The organism is Lentzea miocenica (assembly GCF_033949945.1).
GTDB lineage: Bacteria > Actinomycetota > Actinomycetes > Mycobacteriales > Pseudonocardiaceae > Lentzea > Lentzea miocenica.
On record NZ_JAXAVW010000047.1, the window covers coordinates 57227 to 76008 of the forward strand.

Below are 18782 nucleotides of genomic sequence, written 5' to 3' on the forward strand. Positions count from 1 at the left end.
ACATGTGTTACTTAGTAGTCAAGTGTTACTTATCTGAGGAGATGGCGACCGGTAGGCCCGGCGATCTGGGCCACGAGAGCGGGCTTCGGTGCGTGTCGCACCTCGACGTCGGCCCGGAGAGCGCGCAGGTGCGCGATGATCAGCGCCGGGTCGGGATGCTCGACGTGCAGCGACTCCAGGACGAGTCCGGACGGTGCCGAGACCGCGGGGGACGGTGTGCTGCCCCAGCTGATCAGGAACGGCACCACGCCGCCGGCGAGAGCGTTGCTGGTCAGCCGCCACCGCACCACCTCGCCCGACGCGGTCTGCCGCTGTCCGTCGATGACGGCACCGGGGTCGAAGCCCGCTGCGGCGGCGTCAGCCCGCGCCTGGTCGATGTCGTCGCACGAGACCGCCCAGCCGACCAGTTCCTGGCGGTTCACGCCGTCCACTCCGAACGGCCGGGGCAGGTCCGGTTCCGGCTGGTGCGGATCCGGAGCGATGATCTCCAGGTACGTCCGCGGGCCGAGCGCCAGCACCTTGTTGTGCGTGCCCAGACCGATGTGCCGGCCACCTCCCGCCGCACGCACGCCGAACCGTTCCTCGACCGCGTCCACCGCCGCGTCCAGCTCCGGCGCGGCGTAGACCAGGTGATCGATCACGCGCCGCGTCCCAGGTACTTCTTGATGCAGTGGACGACGCCGAGGCGGCTGGCGAAGGCGTTGAAGTCGGCCAGCCGGACCACGGAGAAGCCCAGGCCCGTCCACATGCGGTCCATCTCGTCGTCGATCACGGCCAGGTCGGCCTGCTCGCCGTGCCCGAACGTGGGCAGGTAGACGTGCTTTCCGGTGCTGGAACTGTTCTCCACCAGGCAGTTGTTCCAGGTGATGTGGTGCCACGACCGGACCTGGATCACGGATTCCGGCTGCACGCCCGCCGCCGCGAACTCGCCGACGACCTCACGCAGTTCGGCGCCGTCCGGAGTCTCCGCGAACGAGCGCAGCGCGGCGAACGTGAGCCGCTGGGTGATCTGCGGCCGGTGCACGAGCGGGTTGCGCTCGACGGCGAAGCCGAGCCGGGCGAACTCGGCCGCGATCTCGTCGTACGCGGTCTGCAGGGCGAACGGGGACTTGGTGCCGAGCACGGCGTCGGCGAGTTGCGGGCTGCCGACGAGCACTCGGAACCGGCCGTCGTCCGCCGGGCCCGCCAGCGTCACGAACATGTCGATGTGGAAGATCGGCTGGAGGTCGCCGGTACCGCCACCGGGCAGGTCGAGGAAGTACTCGCCGGCCTCCACGGTCGCGTAGTACGTCTTGAGGCCCAACGGCCGTTTCGTGCCGACGAGCTGGAGTTCGCGCGTGCTGTCGACGTGCCGGCGGAACAGCTCGCGCACGAACTCGACCTCTGTGCGGCCCTCCGGCACGCTGACCGGCAGCTCGCCGCTGCGGATCAGCTCGAGCGTGTCGAGGAAGTAGTCGGTGCCCAGCAACCAGAAGTCGTCACCGATCAGGCAGTTGCCGCCCTGGAACACCAACGGGGCCTGACTCGCCCGCAGCGCGGTGAACTCCTCGACGTTGTCCGCGATCAGCGAGTCGCCCGAGCGGGGGAACGTCCACGGCTCCAACAGGTACGTCGGGCTCTCCCCGGTGTCGTCGGCGTCGACGAGCGCCAGGTAACCGTCCTCGGCCCAGTCGGTGAAGTCGACGTAGTCGGGCATCGGCACGTACGACACGTTCTCCGCGGGATGCCCGCCGAACCACTCCTCGACCGCCTGCCGGTCGCTCTCGTGGTGCACCACCACGAACCGCGTCCCGGCGCGCATCGCGTCGATCACCGAGCGGTAGCCGGCTGCCAGCTCGGGTGCGTGCACGCCGTAGGAGGGGAACGCCAGCAGCAGGCTGTCGATCGACCCCGACCACGACGAGATGAGGCTGGGCCGCGCCACACCCGGCCGCGCGCGGAACACGTTCAGCGTCGCGGCACGGGTGGAGTCGAAGGCGGGGAACAGGTCCCGGTCCGTGCGCTTGTGGTGCGGCGCGTCGGGAACGAGGAAGCGGTAGGCGGCGTCTCCGTACGTGCCGGCACCCAAGGTGCACCTCCGAGATCGGCGGTTCGCGTGCGGGCAGCATCCCACGACCGCCCGCGGCGTCAGTCCGTTTCGGCCTCAGGATCCCGATGCCCGCGCAACGAACCGGGATGCGCCTTGGCCGTCGGGTCGTTGCGGGTCTTGATCAGGCTCGCGACCGTCACGATCACCAGGATGCCGATGATCACGCCGAGGCTGAGCGGCGTCGGCACCTCCGGCACGCTCGCGGAGATGTCGACGTGCGCCCAGTGCAGGATCAGCTTGACGCCGATGAACGCCAGGATGACCGCGAGCCCAGCCGACAGGTACACCAGCCGGTCGAGCAACCCCTTGACCAGGAAGAACAACGCGCGCAGGCCGAGCAGCGCGAACGCGTTGGCGGTGAACACGATGTAGGGCTCCTCGGTCACGCCGAACACCGCGGGGATCGAGTCGAGCGCGAACAGCAGGTCGACCCCGCCGATCGCCACCAGCACGACGAACAGGGGAGTGGCCATCCGCTTGCCGTCGAGCCGCGTGAAGATCTTGCCGCCCACGTAGTCGTCCGTGACGGGCAGGAGCTTGCGCGCGGTCTTCACCACCACGTTGTTCTCGACGTCGGGGTCCTCGTTGCGGTGCCGGAACAGCTGCACGGCCGTGTAGATCAGCAGCAGCCCGAACAGCAGGAACATGAACGAGAACAACGACAGCAGCGTCGCACCGACCGCGATGAAGATGCCGCGCATGATCAGCGCCAGCACGATGCCGAACGTCAGCACCTTGTGCTGGTGCTCCTCCGGCACCAGGAACGTGGTCATGATGATCACGAACACGAACAGGTTGTCGACCGAGAGGCTCTTCTCGACGATGTACCCGGCGAAGTACTCCGTGCCGAACTGGCCGCCGTGCGCGCTCATGAACCACACGCCGAACCCGATGGCCACCAGGATGTAGAACACCGACCACAGGCTGGCCTCGCGGAAGCCGATCCGGTGCGGGCGCCAGGCCGCGAGCACGAGGTCGACCGCCAGCAGCGCGACGATCACCCCGATCGTGACCACCCACGTCAGTCCGCTGATCTCCAGCACAGGCACTCCTCCTCGTGGTCGTGTCCGTCTTAAAAGGACGTTACCGGACCGGGGTGCGGCGCGGAGTCGTGGCGACCGCGCAGACAGGTGAGTGTGGCGAGCACCCTGCGGTTGCGGTCTTCGCCCGGCGTGAAGCCGAGCTTGGTGAAGACGTTCCCGACGTGTCTGTTCACCGCGGCCTCGGAGACGACGAGCTGCTCGGCGATGGCGGCGTTGGTGTAGCCCTGCGCCACGAGCGGTGTGCGGCCGCGCTTCAGCAAAGTGCGGACGACCTGCGGGTCTACGACCGTCTCGCCGGCCGCCACCCGGTGGAGCGCGGAGATGAACTCCCGCACGTCGCCGACCCGGTCCTTGAGCAGGTAGTCCACGCCACCGCCGTCACCGGAGTCCAGCAGGTCCGCGGCGTAGCTGGTCTCCACGAACTGGCTCAGCGCCACTACCCGCAGATGAGGGCGGTCCTGCCGCAGGCGCACCGCCGCCCGCAGGCCCTCGTCGGAGAAGCCCGGTGGCATGCGGATGTCGGTGACGACCAGGTCCGGGTCGTGTTCGGCCACGGCCGCCACGAGCGCTTCGGCGTCGCCCACGGCCGCCACCACCTCAAACCCGAACCGGTCGAGCAACGCCGAGGGCCCTTCCCGCAGCAGTGCGCCGTCCTCGGCGCCACGACCAAAGACTCAGACGGCGCAGTGCAGCGGGCCGCCGTTGTACGCGATGGCGTCACCCAGCGCGGCCGCGATGTTGACGTCGGCCCCGTCGAAGTCGGCGTACGCGCGGTGCAGGTTGAGCACCAGTCGCTCGGCGTCGGGCAGACCGGCGAACTCGCCGAGGTCCGTCTCCCGCGCCACCTCCAGCGGCGTCCAGCCCTTCTCCCGTCCCGTCATCGCCGTGGACCGGACGAACTCGTAGTACCGCCGGTGCGTGGCGAGCACCTCGGCGAACGACGCCTCGGTCACCAGCGGTCCGTGACCGGGCACCACCACGGCGGCGTCGAACGTGGCCAGCCAGTCCAGCGATCGCAGCGCGCCGTCCAGCGAGCCCATCGCGATCATCGGGGTGATCCCGTGGAACACCAGGTCGCCGGTGAACAGGACGCGCTCCTCCGGCAGCCACGCGACCGCGTCGCCGACGGTGTGCGCCGAATAGCCGGGATGCCGCACCACGACGGGCTTGCGGCCCGCGTGCAGCGTGATCTCGTCGCGGAACGAGATGGTCGGCGCGCGCACCGCGTCGACGCCCCAGTCCGGAGTCGGTGACCACGCGGGCGGGGTGTTGGCCAGGATGAAGTCCTGCAGGATGCCCTGGCGGGTGTGCTCGTGCGCGACGATCGCGGTGGAGTCCGGCAGCAGCGCGTTGCCGTAGACGTGGTCGCCGTGCAGGTGGGTGTTCACCGCGAGCCGGATCGGGGCGCCGCCGGTGGCCCGGTCGAGCGCGTCGAGGAACAGCCTGGTGCGGCGGGCGGTCGCGCAGGTGTCGACGAGCACGACCTCGCCGTCCGAACAGACGGCGCCGGCGTTGTTGATCCACCACGTGCCGTCGGGCTGGATCCAGGCGTAGACGCCGGACGCGATTTCGTGCAACTGCGGAGTCATGATCCGAATTTACTTCCGGGCGAAGTGGACCGGCACGGCGAGGTCGAGCCTCCTACCGCCGGCGATCTCGGGCTGGAAACCAGTAGGGTGGCGGCGGTGGAACTGCGGAAGGCCTTGACGGACAACGTCGTCGTGCTCGACGGCGGCATGTCGACCGCCCTGGAACAGGCGGGGCACGACCTGTCGGACTCGCTGTGGTCCGCACGGCTGCTGCTCACCGCCCCGGACGCGATCCGCGCCGCCCACCTGGCGTACTTCCACGCGGGCGCCCAGGTCGCGATCACGTCCAGCTACCAGGCCACGTTCGAGGGCTTCGCCGAGCGCGGGCTCTCACCTGAGCAGACGGCGAACCTGTTGCGTGCCAGCGTTTCGCTGGCTCGTGCGGCGGCGTCCGAAGTGGACGGGCCGCGCTGGGTCGCGGCGTCCGTCGGACCCTACGGCGCGATGCTGGCGGACGGGTCGGAGTACCGCGGCCGATATGGGCTGAGCGCGCGCCGGCTGGAGGAGTTCCACCGGCCGCGCGTCGAGGTGCTGGCCGATGCCGCTCCAGACCTCCTCGCGGTGGAGACGATCCCGGACGTCGACGAGGCCGAGGCCGTGCTGCGGGTCGTCGCGGGCAGCGGTGTGCCGATGTGGTTGTCCTACAGCGTGCGGGACGGCCGCACGTGCGCCGGGCAGGACCTCGAGGACGCCTTCGCGGTCGCCGCCGGTGTGTCCGAAGTGGTCGCGGTCGGCGTCAACTGCTGCCGCCCGGAGGACGTCGACGAGGCGGTCGAGGTCGCACGCCGGGTGACCGGGCTGCCGGTGGTGGTCTACCCGAACAGCGGCGAGCAGTGGAACGCCTCGGCGCGGGCCTGGGAGGGCGGCGCGGCGGCGGTTGCCGAGCCCGCCCGGCAGTGGGTCGAGGCCGGGGCGCGGCTGGTCGGCGGTTGTTGTCAGGTGGGGCCGTCGGACATCGCACGGCTGGCGGCGACACTCACGTCGCACGAAGGCTGACAGCCGGCGCGCTATGCACCGTCGCCGTCGCGCAGGGAACGGATCATGCTCTGCAGGATCCGAAACGCGCGTGACTGCTCGGTCTCGGTCAGGCCGGCCAGCATTCTCATCTCGACGGACCGGACCGCCGCGCTCGCCTTCTCGAGGCTCCGCCGCCCGCGAGGCGTGAGCCGCGTGGGCAGAGCCTTGCCGACGGGCGCCTCCGCGGGCCTGGTCACGTAGCCGTCTCGTTCCAGGGCCTGGAGCAGCACGTTCATCGACTGCCGGGTCACGAACGCGCCCCGTGCGAGCTCGGAGTTCGACAAGCCAGGCCGTTGCGCCAGCAGTTCGAGGCAGGAGTAGTGCGTCACGCTCATCCCGAGCGGTCGCAGCACCTCCTCCATGGCGGCGCGCAGCACGCTCGACGCCTCTTTCAGCAGGTAGCCCAGTGACGTCTCCAGGTCGACGCCGACCTCGTGTTGACTCATGTCAGTATTCTGACATACGTTGGTGCGTGTCAGAATACTGACACGCAACGAAGGGGCATCACCATGGCCGTCACCGGTCCCGACTTCATCTCACTCCAGGCGCGCGACCTCGACGCTTCGCGGGCGTTCTACGAGCAGTACCTCGGCCTCGTCCGCTCGCAGGCAGGACCTCCGCACGCCGTCGTGTTCGAGACGAAGCCGATCGCGTTCGCACTCCGCGACGTCGTTCCCGGCACCGACCTCGCATCCGTTGCCCAGCCCGGCATCGGCGCCGCGATCTGGCTCCACGCGACAGACGTCCAGGCCATCCACGACGCTCTCGCCGCCGACGGTCACACCATCGTCTCCGCGCCGATCGACGGACCGTTCGGCCGGACGTTCACCTTCGCCGACCCCGACGGCTACCAGGTCACCCTCCACGACCGCGCCTGACCGGTCACCCGCTGCTGCCAATGGTCGTCAGGGCGGCGCCTTTCAGTCGTCGCCCGGCGTGGCGGAAAGGCTAAGTTCGACGGCATTCGACAAATGAAGTGGAGGTGTGAATTCTTTCCGGGGAAGTGTTCCGGTAACTGGCAGTCCCGTATGCCTAGGATTGATCAGGTGAGTGTCGACCCCGGTGATTCACCACCGCCTGGAAAAGGCGGGAAACTGACGGCGGCGGTCGCCATTCGCACCGCGACGGAGCAGTTCAGCGCACTCATCGGCCGAGCGCCGGACACCGTGTCGGGCGTGCGGGCGACGCCGGACGGCGGCTGGTCGGTCCTGATCGACGTGCTCGAGCTGGAACGCGTCCCCGCCACCACCAGCGTCATGGCCACGTATCGCGTCGACATCGACGCGACCGGCGAGCTGTACGGCTGCGAACGTCTCCGGCGCTACACCCGCGGAACGACCGACATGTGACGGGACGGTTGGGACAGGTGGACCACAGACCCAGTTCGCTCGCTGACACGCTGGAACGCGTCCTGGACAAAGGTGTGGTGATAGTCGGGGACATCGCCGTCTGCGTCGTGGACATCGAGCTGCTGACCTTGCGGGTGCGGCTCTTCATCGCCTCCGCCCAGACTGCCCGCGAGATGGGGATGGACTGGTGGACGAACGACCCGTTCTTCACACCCGGAGCGGTGGACGGGACAACGGGGATGAAGGAGCTGGCCGAGCAGAACGCCGAACTGCGTGACCGCGTCGCCTCGCTGGAGCGGGTGCTCACGGAGGGACGCCCATGAGCCTCGGCCTGTACGCCTACGTGATCACCAGGGACCGGCCGGACAGCCTCGCGGGGTTCCGCTCGATCGCCCATCGGGGGCTGGCGCTGGTGGTCGCGGAGGTCGACCTCGACCGGTTCACCGGACTCGACCTCGACGAACCCACCGAGGACAGCAGGCTGGCGGTGCTGGTCCGTGAGCACGACGCCGTGGTTCGCGCGGTGTTCCAGCTCGAACCGGTGCTGCCGCTGCGGTTCGGCACGGTCCTCGACGGCGCTGACGCCGCTGTCCGGCTGCTCGGCGCGCGTCACGAGGAGGCGCTGGCCTGGCTCGACCGGGTGGACGGGCGCCGGGAGTGGGGCCTGCGGGTGCGAGCCGCCGCGCCAGAGCCCGTGGACCTGCGCGACGTGTCCGGGACGGCGTACCTGGCGCAGCGCCGCCGGCGGCTCACCGCGGCCGAGGACGCCAGGCGGGCAGCCTCGGCCGTGCACCGGGCGATGACCAGCCATGCGGCCGAGAGCACGTGCCGCGACCACGCCGGTGACCTTCTGCTGGAGGCGGCGTACCTGGTCGACACCGGGCGCGAGGCGGACTTCCACGCCGAGATCCACCGGTTGACCGGGGAACTGGGGCTGCCGGCGGAGATCACCGGACCGTGGCCGCCGTACTCCTTCACGAAGCTGGAGTTCGCCGATGCCTGAGCACAACGCGGCGAGCCTCGTCGACCTGCTCGACCGGGTGGTGCACCGGGGCGCGGTCGTGCGCGGCGATGTGGTCATCACGCTCGCGGGTGTCGAGCTGATCCGGCTCGACCTGCGGTTGCTGCTGATCGGCATCGGCGGCGACCGGTGAGCGCGCAGGACGCGGGCCGCGGACTCGCCCGGATCGTCGTGGCCGTGCTGGAGATCGTGTGCGAGCTGCTCGAACGCCAGGCGCTGCGCCGGGTGGACGCGGGCACGCTGACCGACGAGGAGGTGGAGAACCTCGGCCTGGCGCTGATCTCGCTGCAACGTCAGTTCGCGGCGTTGCGGGAAGCACTCGGGGAACCGGACTGCTCCGGTGTCCGCCTGCCGGTGGACATCGCCGGCCTACTGGACGAAATGAGGACGTCACCATGACCGCTCCCGCCGTGCCCGCCTCTGGCGGCCTTGCCGACGTGCTGAACATCCTGCTGGACAAGGGACTCGTGATCGACGCGTCGGTGCGCGTCTCGCTGATCGGCATCGAGATCCTGTCGATCGAGATCAAGGTCGTGATCGCCAGCGTCGACACCTACATCCGTTACCTGGAAGCGATGCAACGACTGGAGTCGGCCCGCAGGGGAGTGCTGGTGCCACCCGCCTCGCAAGGCATCGCGGGCACCTACGGTCTGCTGGCCTCCGCCGTCACGCCTGCCACCGTCACCCCCGCTGTCGTCACCCCGGTCATGGCCACCCCGGTTCCGCAGCCCGAGCAGTGACCCTGCACCTGCACGGCATCGTCAGGGCGGCGCGCCCGCTGCCGGACGGCTCGCCGTTCCGGCTGGTCGAGGTGGAGGACGTGGCCGTGGTGGTCAGCGACCGGGTGGAGGATCGCGCGCTCACCGAACAAGAGGCGACTGCTCACCTGGCCGGTCTGTGCGCGTTGCTGCCCGGCGGGCCGGTGCTGCCGTTGCGCATCGGCACCACCGCGGTGGACGAGGCCGCCGCCCGTGCCGCCGTGCTCGCGCTGGTGGTGCCGGTGCTGCGAGGCCGGCTCGACCGGCTCGACGGCATGGCCGAGCTGCACGTGCGCCTGGTGTTCGAGGAAGACGTCGTTGTGCGCGGGGTCTACCACGAGGGCGGGTTCACCGGTGGCGGTCCTGACCTGGCCACCACGATCGCGCGCGGCGAGCTGATCGCCCGCAGGATCGAGGCGTGGTGCGCGAAACGAGCTGACGGGCTCCTCACTCCGGTGTCGGCGCTGGCCGGCGCGGTTGTGTCGCTCGCGACGCGTGAGGCCACCGTTCAGCTCCGCGCGTTCCTCGTTCCGCTGGATCAGGCCGGTGCGGTGCGCGCCGCCGTCGCGCGGCTGGGTGCGGAGGGCGTCGTGGCGACCTGTGCCGGTCCGTTGCCCGCGTTCCACTTCCTCGACCCGGCACCGCACCGCGGGCAGCCCGAAAACCCGCCCTCTTCCCGGTGGGGCTGGTAGCCCGCTCTGGTGCGCCGGCACATCTGACCGGCGACTCAATCAATTCGACACGGCATTCGACTCGAACATTCGTCGAATGCCGTGTCGAATTGTCGAATGAATTCACTTCGTTGACGCATGGCGGACGCGTTCGTAATATCCGTTTCACGATCGTGGACGGTGTTCAAGAATGTGAATCCTCCTTTCGGAAGGAAATTCCGCCATGCGGCTGTTCGTCAGCGCACTGATTTTGGCGTGCGCAGGGACCGGGGTGGTGGGCGTGCCCGCGCTCGCCGGCCACGATCCGGCACGGCAGGTGCTGCCCGCCGGGGACGGCTGGGCCTCCAGCGGTCCCGGCACGACCGGTGGTGCGGCGGCGCCCGCCGGGCACGTGCACGAGGTGCGCTCACGGGCGGAGCTCGTCGCCGCGCTGGCCGCACCAGCCCCGCGGATCATCAAGGTCACCGGCGTGATCGAGGCCAACACCGGCGCTGACGGGAAACCGTTGCGGTGCGCGGACTACGCGACCGGCGGCTACACGCTCGCCGGGTATCTCGCCGCCTACGACCCCGCGGTCTGGGGCCGCGACCGCGAGCCGGAAGGCCCGCTGGAAGACGCTCGGGCGGCTTCCGCGCGCAACCAGGCGGCGGTGATCGGGTTCGACGTCGGCGCGGACACGACGATCATCGGCGCGAGGCCCGGTGCCGGGATCACCGGCGGCAGCCTGCGGATCCACGGCGTGCGCAACGTGATCGTGCGCAACCTGACCTTCCGCGACACCAGCGACTGCTTTCCCGCGTGGGACCCGAACGACAACAGCCCCGGCGCACCTCCCGGAAACTGGAACTCGCTCTACGACTCGGTGTCGGTCCAGAAGTCCGAGAACGTGTGGGTCGACCACAACACGTTCACCGACGAACCGAACGTCGACAGCAGCCACCCGCTGTACTTCGGCCGGCCGTACGAGGTGCACGACGGCCAGCTCGACATCACCTCGGCCGCCGACCTGGTCACGGTGTCGCGCAACGTCTTCGCCGAGCACGGCAAGACCATGCTGATCGGCTCGTCCAACTCCTCGACCACCGATCCCGGCAAGCTGCGGGTCTCGGTGCACCACAACGTCTTCCGCAACGTCCAGGAACGCGCACCCCGCGTCCGGTTCGGCCAGGTGCACGTCTACAACAACCTGTACGAGGGCTCGCAGACGTACAGCTGGGGTGTCGGCGTGCGGTCGCAGATCTACGCGCAGAACAACTTCGTCCGCGGCATCGCGCCCGAGAAGGTCGTCTACAACTGGGGCGGCACGGCGATCACCGACACCGGCAATCTGGTCGACGGACAGCCGACGAGCCTGGTCGACGCGCACAACGCCGCGAACCCGACCAAGCAGCTGGGCACGGACGCCGGGTGGACGCCCACCCTGAACCGGGGGCTGGAGCCCGCGCACCGGATCAAGCACCTCAAGGCGGGCGCGCCGGCGGCAGGCCGTCACCTCGTGGTGGGCAACGGCTTCGCGACCGTGCAGTCCGCGATCGACGCCGCACCAGCCGGTGGCGTGATCACGCTGCGGAAGGGCGTGTACCGGGAGGTCGTCAAGATCCCGGCGAGCAAGAAGGGCCTGACCCTGCGCGGCGCCACCGGACGCGCACAGGACGTGGTGATCGACTTCGACAACGCCAACGGCACGAAGAAGCCCGACGGCACCACCTACGGCACGTCCGGCAGCGCCACCGCGACCATCGCCGCGGACGACTTCACCGCGCGCGACCTCACGTTCCGCAACTCGTTCGACCGGGCCGGGCACCCGGAGATCACGAACACCCAGGCCGTCGCGGTGAAGGCCACCGGCGACCGGATGTTCTTCGACCGCGTGCACTTCGAAGGCCACCAGGACACCCTGTACGCCGACACCCCGAACGTGGCCACGCGCTCACGCCAGTACTACCGCGACTGCGCGATCACCGGTGACGTCGACTTCCTGTTCGGCCGGGCGACCGCCGTGTTCGAACGGGCCACGATCACCGCGCTCAACCGCGGCGGCGACCCGAACGGCTACCTGACCGCCGCGAGCACCCAGCGCGCCAACCCGTACGGCTTCCTGATCGTCGACTCGCAGGTCCGCAGCGACGCACCGGCGGGCACGTACTACCTGGGCAGGCCGTGGCACCCCGGTGGTGACACGGAGGCGATCGCGCAGGTGGTCATCAGGAACACCAAGCTGCCCGCCGCGATCAAGGCGGCGCCGTGGACGGACATGTCCGGATTCCCGTGGCGTGAGGCCAGGTTCGCGGAGTACCGCAACACCGGGCCGGGCGCGGGCCAGGGCACCGACCGGCCGCAGCTGACCGACGACCAGGCGAAGCGGTTCACCAAGGGCACCTACCTGGGCGGGTGGAACCCCGCGTGAGGACCCGCACTTGGGCGCCGTACGCGCTCATCGCCCCGACACTGGCGTTGATGGCGGTGTTCCTGGTCTACCCGATCGCGTCCGTCGGGTGGTTCAGCCTGCGGCAGCACACCGTCACCCAGCCCTGGAAGAACGGCTTCATCGGCTTCGAGAACTTCCGCAGGATGCTCTTCGAGGACCCGCTGTTCTGGCAGAGCCTCATGTTCAGCGCCAAGTGGGTCGTCGTCGAGGTCGGCCTGCAGCTGGTGCTGGGCCTGTGCCTCGCACTGATCGTCAACGAGACCTTCGTCGGCCGCGCGATGGCACGGTCGCTGGTGTTCTCCCCGTGGGCGGTGTCCGGCGTGCTCACCACCGGCATCTGGATCCTGCTCTACAACCCGTCCACGGGCATCTTCCAGCAGCTCGCGCAGTGGGGGATCGGCGATCCCGGCACCTCGGTGCTCGGCGACCCGGCGACCGTCTTCCCCGCCACCGTGATCACCGAACTGTGGCGAGGGGTGCCGTTCTTCGCGATCCTGCTGCTCGCCGACCTGCAAACCATTCCCAACGACCTGTACGAGGCCGCGGCGGTCGACGGCGCCGGCCGCTGGCGCCGGTTCGTCAGCGTCACCCTGCCGCACCTGCGGGACGCGATCGTGCTGTCGACGCTGCTGCGTGCGGTGTGGGAGTTCAACAACGTCGACCTGATCTACACGCTGACGGGCGGCGGACCGGCGAACCAGACCACGACGCTGCCGCTGTACGTGGCGCGCAAAGCCGTGGACTCGCACGACTTCGGCTACGGGTCGGCGCTGACGATGGCCGGCTTCGTGATCCTCCTGTTCTTCTCGATCCTCTACCTGAGGCTGTCGAAATTTGGGAGCCGGGCATGACCCAGACCCTCACCCGCCCGGCCACGGTGCAGAAGCCGCCACCGGCGCCGCCGCGACGCAAGAAGCACCGTGATCCATCGCGGTACTTCCGCCTGCACCTGCCTTTGGTGCTCTACTTGCTGTTCACGCTCATCCCGTTCTACTGGATGCTCGTCTTCGCCTTGCGTCCCACAGGAGAGACGACGCTCGTGCCGTGGCCGATCACGTTCGAGCACTTCGACACCGTGTGGAACGGCATCGGCTTCGGGTTGTTCTTCCAGAACAGCCTGATCATCGCGCTCGGCACGCTGGTCGTCGTCACGGTGTTCGCCCTCATGGGCGGATATGCGCTGGCACGCTTCAAGTTTCGCGGCCAGCGGGTGTTCCTGCTGGCGTTGCTGTGCACGCAGTTCATCCCCGGCGCGATGATGCTGATCCCGCTGTTTGTGATCTTCAAGAGCGCCGGGCTGCTGAACAGCCTGACCGGTCTGGTGATCGCGGACACCGCGTTCCAGCTGCCGCTGGCGCTGATCCTGATGAGCGGGTTCGTGCGCAACGTGCCGGTAGAGCTCGAAGAGGCCGCGATGGTCGACGGCTGCACACGGCTGCGGGCGTTCTTCGCGGTGACGTTGCCGCAGCTCCGGCCGGCGCTCGTGGCCGTCGGGTCGTTCGCGTTCATCGGTGCCTGGAACAACTTCCTGTTCGCGCTGATGTTCGCGAGCAGGCAGGACAAGTTCACGCTGCCGGTCGGGCTGAGCTACGCGCTGGGCGAGTTCAACACCGATTTCGGGGCGCTCGCGGCGGGCGGCGTCGTCGCCGCGGTGCCGGTCGTGCTGGTTTTCGCCGTGGTGCAACGGTTCCTGGTGCAGGGACTGAGTGCGGGCGCGGTCAAAGGATGAGGGGAAACATGAGAGCACTGCTGGTCGCGCTCGCGCTGGTGCTGAGCGCGTGTTCCGCGGCACCGGACGGTCCCACGACGATCACCTTCTGGGACAACAACGGTGGCCCCGGCCGCACACCCATCTACCAGGAGCTGATCAAGCGGTTCGAGGCGGCGAACCCCGACATCAAGGTCGAGTACGTCGGCATCCCGAGCTCGTCCGTGCAGCAGAAGTACGACACGGCCATCGCGGGCGGGTCGACGCCCGACGTCGGTGGTGTCACGACCTCCTACCTCGCGCACCTGGTGGGGCAGGACGCGCTGGAGCCGCTGGACGAGCGGGTGGAGTCGGGCCCGCTGAAGGGAAAGCTGCTGCCCGGCCTGCTGGAGACGGTGCGGCAGACCGCGATGGACGGCAAGCTCTACGCCGCGCCCGCGTCGGGCAACCTCGACGTCATCTGGTACCGCTCGGACCTGTTCACCGAGCAGAAGATCGCCGTCCCGGACACGTGGGACCAGTTGGTCGACGCGGCCGCGAAGCTGACCAGACCCGCTGACAACAAGTACGGGTTCACCATCCGCGGTGGTGCCGGCTCGGTCTTCCAGCTGCTCGCCGAGGCCTACTCCTACTCGGGTGTCGACAAGTTCTACGACGGCGGCAAGAGCACGGTCGCGGACCCGCGCAACGCCGAACTGGTCAGCAAGATCGCGGGAATCTACAAGAAGTCCACGCCGGAAGCGGACGTCAACAACAGCTACACGCAGATGGTCGCCCAGTTCACCGGCGGCACGGTGGCGATGATGCACCACAACCTGGGCTCCACCGCCGACGTGATGAAGGCTCTCGGCGCCCAGAAGGTCAGCGCCATGCCGTTGCCGAAGGGCCCGTCCGGCAAGCGGACCGTGGTGCCGAACCCGACCGACGGCTTCGCGGTCTTCAAGGGCGGCAGGAACCAGGACGCCTCGTGGAAGTTCGTCGAGTTCCTGACCTCGGCCGAGAGCAACGGGTACTGGAACGAGAAGGTCGGGCAGATCCCGGCCAACACCGACGTGCGCGGCGCCGAGTGGATCCAGAAGAACCCGGCCGTGAAGATGGCGCTCGGTGTTCTGGAGGACCCGGCGACGGTGCTCGTGCCCGCGCCCGTCTACCTGCCGGAGTACTCGTCGATCACGAAGACCGACACCGAGCCGCTCTACCAGAAGGTGTTGCTGGGCCAGATGTCCGCGCAGGAGTTCCTCGACCAGCTCGCGGGTAAGCTCACGACCGCCCAGCAGGAATGGGAGAAGCGCAAGTGATCGAGCGCGTCGCCGTGCGCACGTTCACCACGACCGCGTGCACGGCCGTCGACGCCGAGGGGCACCGGCATCCCGCACCCGAGCACGAGATGACCGAGGCGCTGCTGGAGATCACCGACTCCGACGGCGCCACCGGGTACTGCGCGATCCAGCCCGACCAGCTCCGGCCCGCCGTGCTGGACAAGCACGTGCGGCCGGTGTTGCACGGGCAGGATCCGTGGGATCGCGAACGGTTGTGGCGGCTGCTCGCACGCCGGCAACGCGGTTCGCACGGCGGGTTCACGGATCGTGCGCTCGGGTTCGTCGACACGGCGCTGTGGGATCTGGTCGCGCGCAAGGCCGGGCTGCCCGCGTGGAAGCTCGCCGGCGGTGCCCGTGATCGGATCCCGGCCTACGCGAGCACCATGTGCGGGGACACCGACGGCCTGGCGACGCCGGGGGACTACGCGGACTTCGCCAAGCACCTGGTGTCGGTGGGGTATCGGGCGATCAAGCTGCACACCTGGATGCCGCCGGTGCCGGGCGCGCCGAGCGTCTCACGGGACGTCGAGGCGTGCCGGGCCGTGCGCGAGGCGGTGGGGCCGGACGTGGAGCTGATGCTCGACGCGAGCCACTGGTACTCGCGGATCGACGCGCTTCGGCTGGGCAAGGCGTTGGAGGAGCTGGACTTCTACTGGTTCGAGGAACCGATGGAGGAGGCGTCGATCAGCTCCTACCGGTGGCTCGCCGAGCAGCTGGCGATCCCGGTGATCGGGCCGGAGGTGGCGTGGGGCAAGCACCTGACCCGCGCCGAGTGGATCACCGCGGGAGCGTGCGACGTGCTGCGGGCCGGGCCGGCGGGGTCCGGCGGCATCACGCCGGTGCTCAAAACGGTGCATCTCGCGGAGGCGTTCAACCTGGACTGCGAGATCCACGGCAACGGCACGGCCAGCCTCACGGTGCTCGGCGCGACCGATGCCGGCAGGTGGTACGAACGGGGGCTGTTGCACCCGCACGTGGACTTCGACCGGCTGCCGCCACATCGGAACTCGATCGCCGATCCGCTCGACGAGAACGGAAATGTCACCTTTTCTGTTCGGCCTGGAATCGGTGACGACTGGAATTTGTCGCACATCGATTCGCACACCGTCGAATCCTGGTGAGGAAAAGGCCCCTGGCTGCTGCCAGGGGCCTTTTCGCTAGCGGTAGGTGAGGTCGGACGTTTTGTAGAGGCAGTTCGTGCTGTCCGGGCCGCTGCCGATCTTCGTCGGCTCACCGCTCGTGACACCCTTGTACTTCTCGCAGGCCACGATCTTCTTGCTGCTGTCCCCGACGATCGTGATCTTCGAGAGGCGTGCGGTGTCCCCGTAATTGGTGTTGATGCCCACCAGCGTCTTGCCGGGGGAGAACGCCGTGATGTTCTCCAGCACGACGTTGCGCTTGTGCTGGGTCTTGCAGTTGCCGCAGGACCGGTAGAGCTTGCCGAAGTCGTCCACCTGGAAGTTGCGGATGATCATCGTGCCCGGCCCGTTGTGCTGGAACACCTTGTCCGACGCCTTGCGCGCGCCGCCGCCGTTGACCGTCATGGTCTGCGAAGACGACGTGCCCTTGAACGTCGCCGCGTCCTCGCCGACGTCCTCCCACCACACGTTGGTGAGGGTGCACGTGCCGAGGCAGTGGACGCCGTCCGCGGCCGGCGCGCCCAGCACCACGTTCTTCAGCGTCGCGCCGTCGGCGAGCTGGAAGATCGGGTCCTGGTCCTCGTTCTGGCCACCGGAGCCGAGGTTGCCGGTGCCGTAGAACCGTTTCATGCCACCGTCGTAAGTGCCCTGGGGCACCTTGATGGTCGCACCGGTCGGGCTCGGTCCGGACGGTGTGGGGAAGGTGCTGCCCGCGGCCTGTGCCTGAGGTGCGAGAAACGCGGCCAATGCCATGGCCAACACCGTTGTTGCCAGTTTCTTCATGTGCGCTCCGCTTGCAGGGGGATGCGCGGCGGTATTTCGATCGTAGGGCGGCGGTGTTTTCTGTCAACTATTGTCGACGGTTCGATTCGAATATTGTCGAATTGGTTGACCGGTTTGTTCGGAACTGGCTACCTTAGTTGCACCGTCGCTCACTACTTGGAAGGCTTGGAATGATTCCAAAACGTGCAGCACTGATTTCCGCGGTAGCACTGGTCGCCGGTGCTCTCGCTGTTCCGCAGGCCGCCGCCGCGCCGTTCGGGCTGGTCGGCTGGGCGACTCAGGGCGGTGGCACGACCGGTGGTGGCAGCGCCTCTCCGGTCACCGTCACGACGGCGTCCGCGTTCGTCGCGGCCGCGAAGTCGACGAGTGCGGCGGTGATCCGGGTCTCCGGCACGATCACGCTGTCGAGCATGACGAAGGTCGCCTCGAACAAGACCATCGAGGGTGTCGGCTCGAGCGCGACGATCACCGGGCAGGGCCTCAACATCGCCAACGCCTCGAACGTGATCGTGCGCAACCTCAACTTCCGCAACTGGGGTGACGACGCGATCAACGTCCAGTACTCCACCCGCGTGTGGGTCGACCACAACAGCTTCTCGAGTGGCTACGACGGCGCCGTCGACGTCAAGCGTGCGTCCGACTACGTCACGGTGTCGTGGAACAAGTTCTCCAGCCACGACAAGACGATGCTGCTGGGCCACAGCGACGACAACGGGTCGGAGGACCGGGGCAAGCTGCGGGTCACCTACCACCACAACTGGTTCGCCGGCACCAAGCAGCGGCACCCGCGGGTGCGCTTCGGCAACCCGGTGCACGTCTACAACAACTACTACGGCGGCGTCACGTCCTACGGTGTCGCGTCCACTGAGGAAGCCGGGGTTCTGGTCGAAGGCAACTACTTCGAGAACACCGGTGACCCGTTCCACCTCGGCGAGGGCAGCTCGTCCGCCGGCTCGCTGGTGGCGCGCAACAACCACTTCGTCAGCTCGGGCTCCGGGCAGCAGGGCGGCTCGGTCAAGAGCATCCCGTACTCCTACCCGCTGGACAGCGCGAGCAGCGTGAAGAGCGTGGTCACGGCAGGTGCCGGCGCCGGTCGCGGCTGACGAGACCAGGGGGCGCTCCCAGTGGCGTGGGGCGCCCCCATCCCTCGTCTGGGAGCGTTCCCAGAATTCCACTCGAAGGGAGTAGTAAGAGGGTGGTAAGAGGAACGAGCGGGCGAACAGATCTTGCCCCTTGCGGGTCAGTCCTCAGCGCTGAGTGGCGGAATGGCTACTTTCTGTGCCACCACTTGGCCCAAGTGACCCAGGTTACAGTGCCGTGAAATCTGGGAGCGCTCCCAGGTGTCGAGAGGCGGCGGCATGGCTCGACGACGAGCAATGGCAACGACGGTGGCGGCGGTGATGGTGATCGGAGGGGTGCCCGCGGTGGCGGCGCCTTCAGCGGTCGCAGCTGTCGCGTGCACCGTCACCTACGAGGTCACCAACGAGTGGAACACCGGTTTCGGTGCCACGGCGACGATCCGCAACGACGGCGACGTGATGGACGGCTGGCGGCTGACGTGGACGTTCCCGGACGGGCAGCGTGTCACGCAGGGCTGGAACGGAACGTTCAGTCAGACCGGTGCCGCGGTGACCGTGACGAATCCGGACTGGGCGCGGACGATCCCCGCGGGTGGTTCGGCACAGGTCGGTTTCAACGGCAGCAAGGGTTCGGCGAACCGGCCGCCCACCGATTTCGCGGTCAACGGTGTGGCGTGCACGGGCCCGAACCAGGCGCCGTCGGTGGCGCTGACCGCGCCGGTCACGGGCGGCACCTACACGCTGCCCGCGACGATTCCGCTGGCGGCGACCGCGCAGGATTCCGACGGC

General features: G+C 68.6%; 23 protein-coding genes. 16 read left to right on the plus strand and 7 right to left on the minus strand.

Annotated elements, in window-relative coordinates; all coding sequences use genetic code 11:
• Positions 1-29: 29 nt before the first annotated feature.
• The 5 genes from SK803_RS41305 to SK803_RS41325 are packed head-to-tail and all read right to left on the minus strand — an operon-like array spanning position 30 to position 4721.
• Complete coding sequence (locus SK803_RS41305) at positions 30-641, minus strand: VOC family protein (RefSeq protein WP_319971669.1); 612 nt, start codon at positions 639-641, stop codon at positions 30-32.
• Entirely contained in the window at positions 638-2068 is a 1431-nt protein-coding gene (locus SK803_RS41310) for a hypothetical protein (RefSeq protein ID WP_319971670.1), read from the minus strand. Before SK803_RS41310 ends, SK803_RS41305 begins: the two co-directional genes overlap by 4 nt.
• Positions 2069-2127: 59 nt before the next feature.
• Positions 2128-3132 (minus strand): TerC family protein, encoded by a 1005-nt coding sequence (locus SK803_RS41315; protein ID WP_319971671.1) that lies wholly within the window; start codon positions 3130-3132, stop codon positions 2128-2130.
• Between the two features lie 29 nt (positions 3133-3161).
• Positions 3162-3776, minus strand: a complete 615-nt coding sequence (locus tag SK803_RS41320; RefSeq protein WP_406601660.1) for a response regulator transcription factor — start codon at positions 3774-3776, stop codon at positions 3162-3164.
• Positions 3777-3806: 30 nt separating this feature from the next.
• Complete coding sequence (locus SK803_RS41325) at positions 3807-4721, minus strand: MBL fold metallo-hydrolase (protein WP_319971672.1); 915 nt, start codon at positions 4719-4721, stop codon at positions 3807-3809.
• Positions 4722-4868: 147 nt separating this feature from the next.
• Here SK803_RS41325 and mmuM point away from each other — a divergent pair, with 147 nt between their 5' ends.
• The gene (gene mmuM / locus SK803_RS41330; protein ID WP_406601661.1) at positions 4869-5717 is read left to right on the plus strand and encodes a homocysteine S-methyltransferase; all 849 of its coding nucleotides are present in this window, start codon (positions 4869-4871) and stop codon (positions 5715-5717) included.
• A gap of 11 nt (positions 5718-5728) precedes the next feature.
• Here mmuM and SK803_RS41335 read toward each other — a convergent pair whose 3' ends face one another.
• Positions 5729-6184, minus strand: coding sequence for a MarR family winged helix-turn-helix transcriptional regulator (locus SK803_RS41335; protein WP_319971674.1), 456 nt, complete (start codon positions 6182-6184; stop codon positions 5729-5731).
• Between the two features lie 63 nt (positions 6185-6247).
• On the opposite strand from SK803_RS41335, the gene SK803_RS41340 reads away from it, so the two are divergent.
• The 13 genes from SK803_RS41340 (at position 6248) to SK803_RS41400 (ending at position 16113) form a co-directional block, all read left to right on the plus strand.
• On the plus strand, positions 6248-6616 hold the full coding sequence (locus SK803_RS41340; RefSeq protein WP_319971675.1) for a VOC family protein: 369 nt from the start codon (positions 6248-6250) through the stop codon (positions 6614-6616).
• A 168-nt stretch (positions 6617-6784) separates the two neighbouring features.
• Positions 6785-7087 carry a gas vesicle protein GvpO gene (locus SK803_RS41345; RefSeq protein WP_319971676.1) on the plus strand — a complete coding sequence of 101 codons (303 nt, stop codon included), beginning with the start codon at positions 6785-6787 and terminating at the stop codon, positions 7085-7087.
• 17 nt (positions 7088-7104) lie between these two features.
• Positions 7105-7410, plus strand: a complete 306-nt coding sequence (locus SK803_RS41350) for a gas vesicle protein (RefSeq protein ID WP_319971677.1) — start codon at positions 7105-7107, stop codon at positions 7408-7410.
• Positions 7407-8090 carry a GvpL/GvpF family gas vesicle protein gene (locus SK803_RS41355; protein ID WP_319971678.1) on the plus strand — a complete coding sequence of 228 codons (684 nt, stop codon included), beginning with the start codon at positions 7407-7409 and terminating at the stop codon, positions 8088-8090. Before SK803_RS41350 ends, SK803_RS41355 begins: the two co-directional genes overlap by 4 nt.
• Positions 8083-8241, plus strand: coding sequence for a gas vesicle protein GvpJ (gene gvpJ / locus SK803_RS41360; protein WP_319971679.1), 159 nt, complete (start codon positions 8083-8085; stop codon positions 8239-8241). Before SK803_RS41355 ends, gvpJ (SK803_RS41360) begins: the two co-directional genes overlap by 8 nt.
• Positions 8238-8507, plus strand: a complete 270-nt coding sequence (locus tag SK803_RS41365) for a gas vesicle protein K (RefSeq protein ID WP_319971680.1) — start codon at positions 8238-8240, stop codon at positions 8505-8507. Before gvpJ (SK803_RS41360) ends, SK803_RS41365 begins: the two co-directional genes overlap by 4 nt.
• A complete protein-coding gene (gene gvpJ, locus SK803_RS41370; protein WP_319971681.1) occupies positions 8504-8848 on the plus strand; it encodes a gas vesicle protein GvpJ in 345 nt (114 codons plus the stop codon). Before SK803_RS41365 ends, gvpJ (SK803_RS41370) begins: the two co-directional genes overlap by 4 nt.
• Positions 8845-9558, plus strand: coding sequence for a GvpL/GvpF family gas vesicle protein (locus tag SK803_RS41375; protein ID WP_319971682.1), 714 nt, complete (start codon positions 8845-8847; stop codon positions 9556-9558). Before gvpJ (SK803_RS41370) ends, SK803_RS41375 begins: the two co-directional genes overlap by 4 nt.
• Before the next feature lie 202 nt (positions 9559-9760).
• A complete protein-coding gene (locus tag SK803_RS41380) occupies positions 9761-11944 on the plus strand; it encodes a pectinesterase family protein (protein WP_319971683.1) in 2184 nt (727 codons plus the stop codon).
• Positions 11941-12816 carry a carbohydrate ABC transporter permease gene (locus SK803_RS41385; protein ID WP_319971684.1) on the plus strand — a complete coding sequence of 292 codons (876 nt, stop codon included), beginning with the start codon at positions 11941-11943 and terminating at the stop codon, positions 12814-12816. Before SK803_RS41380 ends, SK803_RS41385 begins: the two co-directional genes overlap by 4 nt.
• Positions 12813-13694, plus strand: coding sequence for a carbohydrate ABC transporter permease (locus SK803_RS41390; protein ID WP_319971685.1), 882 nt, complete (start codon positions 12813-12815; stop codon positions 13692-13694). The genes SK803_RS41385 and SK803_RS41390 overlap by 4 nt, the downstream gene beginning before the upstream one ends.
• 8 nt (positions 13695-13702) lie before the next feature.
• Positions 13703-14971, plus strand: a complete 1269-nt coding sequence (locus SK803_RS41395) for an ABC transporter substrate-binding protein (RefSeq protein WP_319971686.1) — start codon at positions 13703-13705, stop codon at positions 14969-14971.
• Positions 14968-16113, plus strand: a complete 1146-nt coding sequence (locus SK803_RS41400) for an enolase C-terminal domain-like protein (RefSeq protein ID WP_319971687.1) — start codon at positions 14968-14970, stop codon at positions 16111-16113. The genes SK803_RS41395 and SK803_RS41400 overlap by 4 nt, the downstream gene beginning before the upstream one ends.
• Positions 16114-16149: 36 nt before the next feature.
• On the opposite strand, the gene SK803_RS41405 is transcribed toward SK803_RS41400, so the two are convergent.
• Positions 16150-16914 (minus strand): pectate lyase, encoded by a 765-nt coding sequence (locus SK803_RS41405; RefSeq protein WP_319971688.1) that lies wholly within the window; start codon positions 16912-16914, stop codon positions 16150-16152.
• Between the two features lie 170 nt (positions 16915-17084).
• Between SK803_RS41405 and SK803_RS41410 the strand changes: the two genes are divergently transcribed.
• Both SK803_RS41410 and SK803_RS41415 read left to right on the plus strand, forming a co-directional pair.
• The gene (locus SK803_RS41410; protein ID WP_319971689.1) at positions 17085-18017 is read left to right on the plus strand and encodes a pectate lyase family protein; all 933 of its coding nucleotides are present in this window, start codon (positions 17085-17087) and stop codon (positions 18015-18017) included.
• A 273-nt stretch (positions 18018-18290) separates the two neighbouring features.
• On the plus strand, positions 18291-18782 hold a 492-nt coding region (locus SK803_RS41415; protein WP_319971690.1), incomplete at its 3' end, for a cellulose-binding domain-containing protein.